Here is a 7,308-nt window from a genome sequence, read left to right as displayed (position 1 = left end):
GAGCGCGCAAGACAGTGCGCGACACGCAGAGGTATCGGAGGATGAAGTAGATGGCTGAAGGCACGTCGGGCAAGCAGGCGCTGACGATCGCAGACCTGCCCCGGTTGCTGGCCGGAGTCGTGGACCGCGAGCCCGACCGCGTCGCCCTCGCCCACGGTGACACGCAGCTGACCTACAGCCGGCTCCAGCAGGAGATCGCCACCCTCGACGCCGCGATGGGGGGAGTGCTCGGGATCGAGGCGCTGGTCCCGGTCGTGCTGTCCAACCTCGCGCCCGAGCTCCTCGCCGACGGTGGTCTGCCCACCGTGCTCGACGGCCTCCTGACCGATGCCGCCTCCGTCCTCGGTGACGCCGCCGTGGCGCCCGCCGGACCCGACCTCGACACCCTCGTGGGCCGCTTCGACGCGCAGGTCGAGGCGACCCCGGACGCCGTCGCCCTCGAGTTCGACGGCGAGACCCTGACCTACGCGGAGTTCGACGCCCGCGTCAACCGGCTCGCGCGGCACCTGATCGGGCTCGGCGTGGGCCCGGACACCCGTGTCGGCCTGTCGATACGACGATCCTTCGACCTGCTCGTCGGCATGTACGCAGTCGTCAAGGCCGGCGGCGCCTACGTGCCGCTGGATCCGGACCACCCCGCGGACCGCATCGCCTACGTCCTCGACATCGCCGAACCGGTCGCCGTGGTCACCACCGCCCGCGACGAGGTGGACCTGCCGGCCTCGGTACCCGTGGTCCTCGTCGACACCCTCGACCTCGCGGCCGTGCCCGCGGACCCGGTGCGCGACGACGAACGGCTCGGCGCCCTGACCGCCGACAGTCTCGCGTACGTCATCTTCACCTCGGGCTCCACCGGCCGCCCGAAGGGCGTCGCGGTCGAGCACCGGGCCATCGTCGCGAACATCGCCTGGCGACAGGCCGAGTACGGGCTGCGCGGCGACGACGTCGTGCTGCAGAAGACCCCTTTCACGTTCGACGTGTCGGTGTGGGAGTTCTTCTGGCCGCTGCAGGTGGGGGCGCGACTGTCGATTGCGCTGCCCGACGGTCACCGCGACCCCGCCTACCTGGCGCAGACCATGATCGAGCGCCGGGTCACCGTCGCCCACTTCGTCCCTTCCATGCTCGCGGTCTACCTCGCCGAGCCGACCGCCGCGGCCGTCACCTCGCTGCGGTACGTCTTCGCCTCGGGTGAGGCGCTGCCCGCGCAGACCGTCGCCCGGTTCCACGCGATCTCCACGGCCGGGTTGCACAACCTGTACGGCCCGACCGAGGCCGCGGTCGACGTCACCTACTACGAGACCCACGGTGACGACACCGTCGTCCCCATCGGTGCGGCGGTGGCCGACACCGATCTCTACGTGCTCGACGAGGGTTTGCGGCCCGTTCCGCAGGGAGTCGAGGGAGAGCTGTACCTCGCGGGCATCCAGCTCGCGCGGGGCTACCTGCGCCGGCCCGACCTGACGGCGGACCGCTTCGTCGCCGATCCGTTCGGTGCGCCGGGCGACCGCATGTACCGCACCGGTGACCTGGTCAAGTGGAACACCGACGGGCTGATCGAGTACGTCGGGCGCACCGACTTCCAGGTCAAGCTGCGCGGCCTGCGCATCGAACTCGGCGAGATCGAATCCGCCCTGCTCGACCACCCCGGGGTCCGGCAGGCGGTCGTCGTCGTGCACTCCGACGAGACGCTCGGCGACCACCTCGTCGGCTACCTCGTCACCGACGGTGAACCGATCGACCGCACCGAGCTGGCTGCGGCCGTGCGCCGGCGGTTGCCCGACTACATGGTGCCGTCGCTGTTCGTGGAAATGACGGAATTTCCCCTCAACGCGTCGGGCAAGCTCGACCGCGGAGCGCTGCCCGAGCCCGACTTCAGCGTTCTGGCAACCGAATACCGCGCACCGAGCACCCCCACCGAGGAAACGGTCGTCGCCGCGTTCGAGAGTGTGCTCGGTGTCGAGCGGCTCGGCGTCGACGACGACTTCTTCGCCCTGGGCGGCAATTCGCTGAGCGCCACGCGCGTGGTGGCCCGGATCAACGCCGATCACAAGGTCCGCATCGACGTACGGGAGTTCTTCGACGCCCCTACCGCCGCGCAGCTCGCCACACTCGTCGACGCGGCGATGGCGGCCGGCGACTCCCACCGGCCCCCGCTGGTGCCGCAGGTGCGGCCGGAGCAGGTTCCGTTGTCGCTGGCGCAGCGGCGGATGTGGTTCCTCAACCGCCTCGACCCCGGGTCGGCGGTCAACAACATCACGGTCGTCCTGAGGCTGTCGGGGACGCTCGACGTCGACGCGCTCGGCGCGGCCGTGGCGGACGTGGTGGCCCGGCACGAGGTGCTGCGCACCGTCTACCCCGAGACGGAGGGGGTCGGCTACCAGCAGGTGCTGCCCGCCTCGGAGGTGAAGCCGACGCTCACGCCGTCGACGGTGAGCGAGCCCGAGATCGTGCCGACGGTCGCGGAGATCGTCTCGGCCGGTTTCGACGTCACGACCGAGGTGCCCGTTCGCGTCCGTCTGCTGCAGGTGTCCGACACCGAGCACGTGCTGGTGCTCGTGGTGCACCACATCGCCGCGGACGGATTCTCGATGGGTCCGCTCACGCGGGACGTCATGGTCGCCTACGACGCCCGGACCCGGCACGAGGCACCCGCGTGGGAGCCGTTGACCGTCCAGTACGCCGACTACGCCATCTGGCAGCGGCAGGCCCTCGGCTCGGAGGACGACCCGCAGTCGGTCGTCGCCCAGCAGATCGAGTACTGGACACGTCGTCTCGACGGCGTACCCGAGCGACTGGACCTGCCGACCGCTCGGCCGCGACCGGCGGTCGCCGGCAACCGTGCCGCCGTGCACGCCTTCACCGTCGACGAATCGGTGCACCGGGGTCTCGTCCGGCTGGCGCACGAGACCCGGACGACACCGTTCATGGTGGTGCACGCCGCCCTGGCGGCGGTCCTCAGCCGCCTGTCGGGTTCGGCGGACGTCACCATCGGCACTCCGATCGCCGGCCGCGGTGAGCAGGAACTCGACGACCTGATCGGCATGTTCGTCAACACCCTGGTGCTGCGCACCGAGGTCGAGACGGGTGAGCCCTTCACCCGGTTGCTGGCGCGCGTGCGCGAGTCCGACCTCGCCGCATTCGGGCACGCGGACGTCCCGTTCGAACGGCTCGTCGAGGTACTCGATCCGGTCCGGTCGCAGTCCCATCACCCGCTGTTCCAGGTGATGCTCGCCTTCCAGAACCTCGAGCAGACCAGCCTCGAACTGGGTGAGCTCGCGATCAGTCCCGTGACCGCGAACCGCCGACAGTCCCAGTACGACCTGTCGTTCATCTTCGTCGAAACCGTGGACGGGAACGGCGAACCCGGTGGTCTCGCCTGCGACCTCCTCTACGCCGCCGACCTGTTCGACGAGCCGACCGTCGCGACCTTCGTGCGCCGGTTGCTCCGGATGCTCGAGACCGTCGCCACCGACCCGGCACGGGCCGTCGGCGACATGGACCTCCTCTCGGTACCGGAGCGACAGGCACTGACGTCCGTGCACGGTGCCGCCGCCGAGCCCGGCGGCACCCTCGCCGACATCCTCGCCCTCGCCGCGCGTCGCGACCCGGCTGCCGTGGCCCTGCGGTTCGACGGCCGGTCGGTGTCGTACGGGGATCTGGACGCGACGTCGTCGCGTCTGGCCCGGATCCTGATCTCCCGTGGTGTGGGACCGGAAGACCGCGTGGCCGTGGCGGTGCCCCGGTCGGTCGAGTCGGTCACGGCGTTGTGGGCGGTGGTCAAGGCCGGTGCCGCGTTCGTCCCCGTGGACCCGACGTACCCGACCGAGCGGATCGCCTACATGCTCTCCGATTCCGGCGCGGTGCTCGGGCTCGCCACAGCCGAAACCGCCGGTACGCTACCGGATTCCGTTCCGTGGCTCGTACTCGAGGAAGCGGTCGAGGCCGGCGCGGGACTGCCGGCGGGACCGCTGGCCGACGCCGAACGCGTGCGCTCCCTGCGCCCGGCCCACCCGGCGTACGTCATCTACACCTCCGGCACGACGGGCACGCCGAAGGGCGTCGTGGTCGCACATGCCGGTGTGGTGAACTTCTGCGCCGAACAGGTGGAGCGGTACGCGGTCACCGCCGACTCCCACACGTTGCACTTCGCGTCGCCGAGCTTCGACGCCTCGGTGCTCGAACTGCTGCTGGCGTGCGGTGCGGGCGCGACGATGGTCGTCGCGCCGACCTCGGTGTACGGCGGCGCCGAGCTCGCCGGCCTGCTGGCCGCGGAGGCGGTCACCCACGCCTTCGTGACCCCCGCGGCCCTCGGGTCGGTGGATCCCGCGGGCCTCGACTGCATCCGCGTGGTGATCACGGGTGGCGAGGCGTGCTCTCCGGGCCTGGTGGCACGCTGGGCGACGATCCTGCCCGACGGGTCGCGCCGCGCGTTCTTCAACGCCTACGGTCCCACCGAGTCGACGGTGGCATCGAACATCAGTGACGCCCTGCTACCCGGCGAACCGGTGGTGATGGGCGGCCCCGTCCGCGGAATGCGGGTGCTCGTTCTCGACGACCGGCTGCAGCCGGTGCCCGTCGGTGTCCCGGGCGAGCTGTACCTGGCGGGAATCCAGGTGGCTCGCGGGTATCTGGGCCGGGCCGGGCTGACGGCCGAGCGGTTCGTGGCCGATCCGTACGCCACCGACGGCAGCCGGATGTACCGAACCGGTGACGTGGTGCGGTGGTCCGGTTCTCCCGGGGACGAGACGGCCGGGGTGGTCGAGTACGTCGGCCGGGCCGACGACCAGGTGAAGATCCGCGGTTTCCGGATCGAACTCGGTGAGATCGAAGCGGCGCTCGCGCGGTGCGCCGGCGTCGCCCAGGCGGTCGCGACGGTGCGCCGGGACGGGCAGCGGGGTGAGCAGCTCGTCGGCTACGTCGTTCCCGAGCCGGGCATCGAACTCGACGGCGCCGCCGTGAAGGACTCCGTGGCCCAGTTCCTGACGAGCTACATGGTGCCGCACGCGGTCGTGGTCCTGGACTCGATCCCGCTGACGCCCGGCGGCAAGCTCGACCGGCGTGCATTGCCGGAACCGGAGCAGGAAACCCGGGTCTTCCGGGCACCGACCACCCCGGTCGAGGAGATCGTCGCCCGGGTCTTCGCCGACGTCCTCGGCGTGGAACGGGTCGGTCTGGACGACGACTTCTTCGAACTGGGTGGCAACTCGCTCGTCGCCACGCAGGTGATCTCCCGGCTCGCCGCGGCGCTCGGCACGGCGGTTCCGGTGCGGACACTGTTCGAGGCCTCGGCGGTCGCTCCCCTCGCCGCCCGCCTCGAGCAGGCCGACTCCGCCGGCACCCGGGTGCCGTTGGTGGCGCGCCCGCGACCCGAGCGGGTTCCGCTCTCCTTGGCGCAGCGCCGCATGTGGTTCCTGAACCGATTCGAACCGGACTCCGCGGTGAACAACATTCCGCTGGCCATCCGGTTGTCCGGGTTGCTGGATCGGCACGCACTGCAGGTGGCGGTCGCCGATGTGCTCGCGCGGCACGAATCCCTGCGGACGGTATATCCGGACGCGGACGGTGTGGCGTACCAGCAGGTGTTGCCGACCTCGCGGGTGATTCCGGATCTGTCGCCGATCCCGGCTTCGGAGGACGAGCTGCTCGCCGAGGTCCTGACGATGGCCTCGGCGGGGTTCGACGTGTCGACGCAGGTGCCGTTCCGGGCGCGGCTGTTCGAGGTGTCCGCAACTGAGCATGTTCTCGTCCTCGTCGTGCACCACATCGCGGCCGACGGCTTCTCCATGGGGCCGCTCACCCGTGACGTGGTGGTGGCGTACTCGGCACGGGCCACCGGTGGCGAACCGGAGTGGGAGCCACTGCCGGTGCAGTACGCCGACTACGCGTTGTGGCAGCGGGAGATACTCGGCTCGGAGGACGACCCGGGTTCGGTGATCGCGAGTCAGGAGGCGTACTGGAGCGGCGCGCTCGCCGGGCTGCCCGACCAGCTCGACCTGCCGTCGGACCGTCCCCGGCCGGCGTCTGCCTCCAACGCGGGTGCGGTGCACGAGTTCTCGCTCGGGCCGGACCTCCATGCCGCAATCGGGCGGGTCGCACGTGAGCGCAACGTCACCCCGTTCATGGTGGTGCACGCGGCACTGTCGGTGCTGCTGGCGCGGTTGTCGGGGACCGACGACATCGCCGTCGGCACCCCGGTGGCCGGTCGCGGCGAGCAGGAACTCGACGACCTCGTCGGGATGTTCGTCAACACCCTGGTGCTGCGGACCCGGGTCGAGGGCGGGGAGTCCTTCGAGGACCTGCTCGCGCGGGTACGCGGCACGGACCTCGACGCGTTCGCGCACGCGGACGTGCCGTTCGAGCGGCTGGTGGAGGTGCTCAATCCTGCCCGGTCGACGGCGCGGCATCCGCTGTTCCAGGTCATGCTGTCCTTCCAGAACCAGGCGATGGGAGCCCTCGAGCTTCCGGGCCTGACGGTCTCGGGCCTCGACTTCGACGCCGCGACCGCACGGTTCGACCTGCAGTTCTCCCTCGCCGAAACGACCGCCGAGACAGCCGATTCCGCCGAGTACGCCGTCGGGATCACCTATGCGACGGATCTGTTCGATGCGTCGACGGTGGCGGGGTTCGCGGCGCGGTTCGTGCGGGTGCTCGAGGCGGTGGTGGCCGATCCGTCGGTGGCGGTGGGGGATCTGGAGATCCTCGAGCCGGTGGAGCGGTCGCGGGTGCTCGAGGTGTGGAACGACACGGGGCGTGCGGTGCCGGCGGCGACGTTGGGGGAGTTGTTCGCGGAGCAGGTGCGGCGGTCGCCGCAGGCGCCGGCGGTGACGTTCGACGGGGTGTCGCTCAGTTACGGGGAGTTCGCCGGGCGGGTGCGGCGGTTGGCGCGGTATCTGGTGTCGGTGGGGGTGGGGCCGGAGTCGCTGGTGGGGTTGGCGATGCGCCGGTCGGTGGATCTGCTGGTGGGGATGTATGCGGTGGTGGAGGCCGGGGGCGGGTATGTGCCGGTCGATCCGGATCAGCCGGCCGAGCGCAACGGGTACATCCTGGAGGTGGCGGCGCCGGTGGTGGTGTTGACCACGGGGCGGGACGGGTTCGTGGTGCCGGGGCAGGGGTCTGTCCGCACGGTGGTGCTCGACGAGTTGGATGTGTCGGGGTTGTCGGATGCGCCGGTGACCGATGGGGAGCGGCGTGCGCCGGTGCGGGGGTCGAACACGGCGTATGTGATTTTCACGTCGGGGTCGACGGGGCGGCCGAAGGGTGTGGCGGTCTCGCATGCGGCGATCGTCAATCGTCTGGTGTGGATGCAGG

General features: G+C 70.8%; 1 protein-coding gene (only partly in view). It reads left to right on the top strand.

Translation table 11 applies throughout. The features are described from left to right. The first annotated feature begins 50 nt into the window (after positions 1 to 50). Positions 51 to 7,308, top strand: the beginning of a protein-coding gene (locus ACM26Y_RS17420; RefSeq protein WP_416061458.1) for a non-ribosomal peptide synthase/polyketide synthase. 22,292 nt of this gene lie beyond the right edge of the window; 7,258 of the gene's 29,550 nt are visible here — the first part of the coding sequence; its start codon is at positions 51 to 53; its stop codon lies off the right edge, out of view.

It is taken from the genome of Rhodococcus indonesiensis (genome assembly GCF_047782815.1).
In the GTDB taxonomy this organism is placed as follows: domain Bacteria; phylum Actinomycetota; class Actinomycetes; order Mycobacteriales; family Mycobacteriaceae; genus Rhodococcus; species Rhodococcus indonesiensis.
This window is presented reverse-complemented; position numbering and strand designations above follow the sequence as displayed.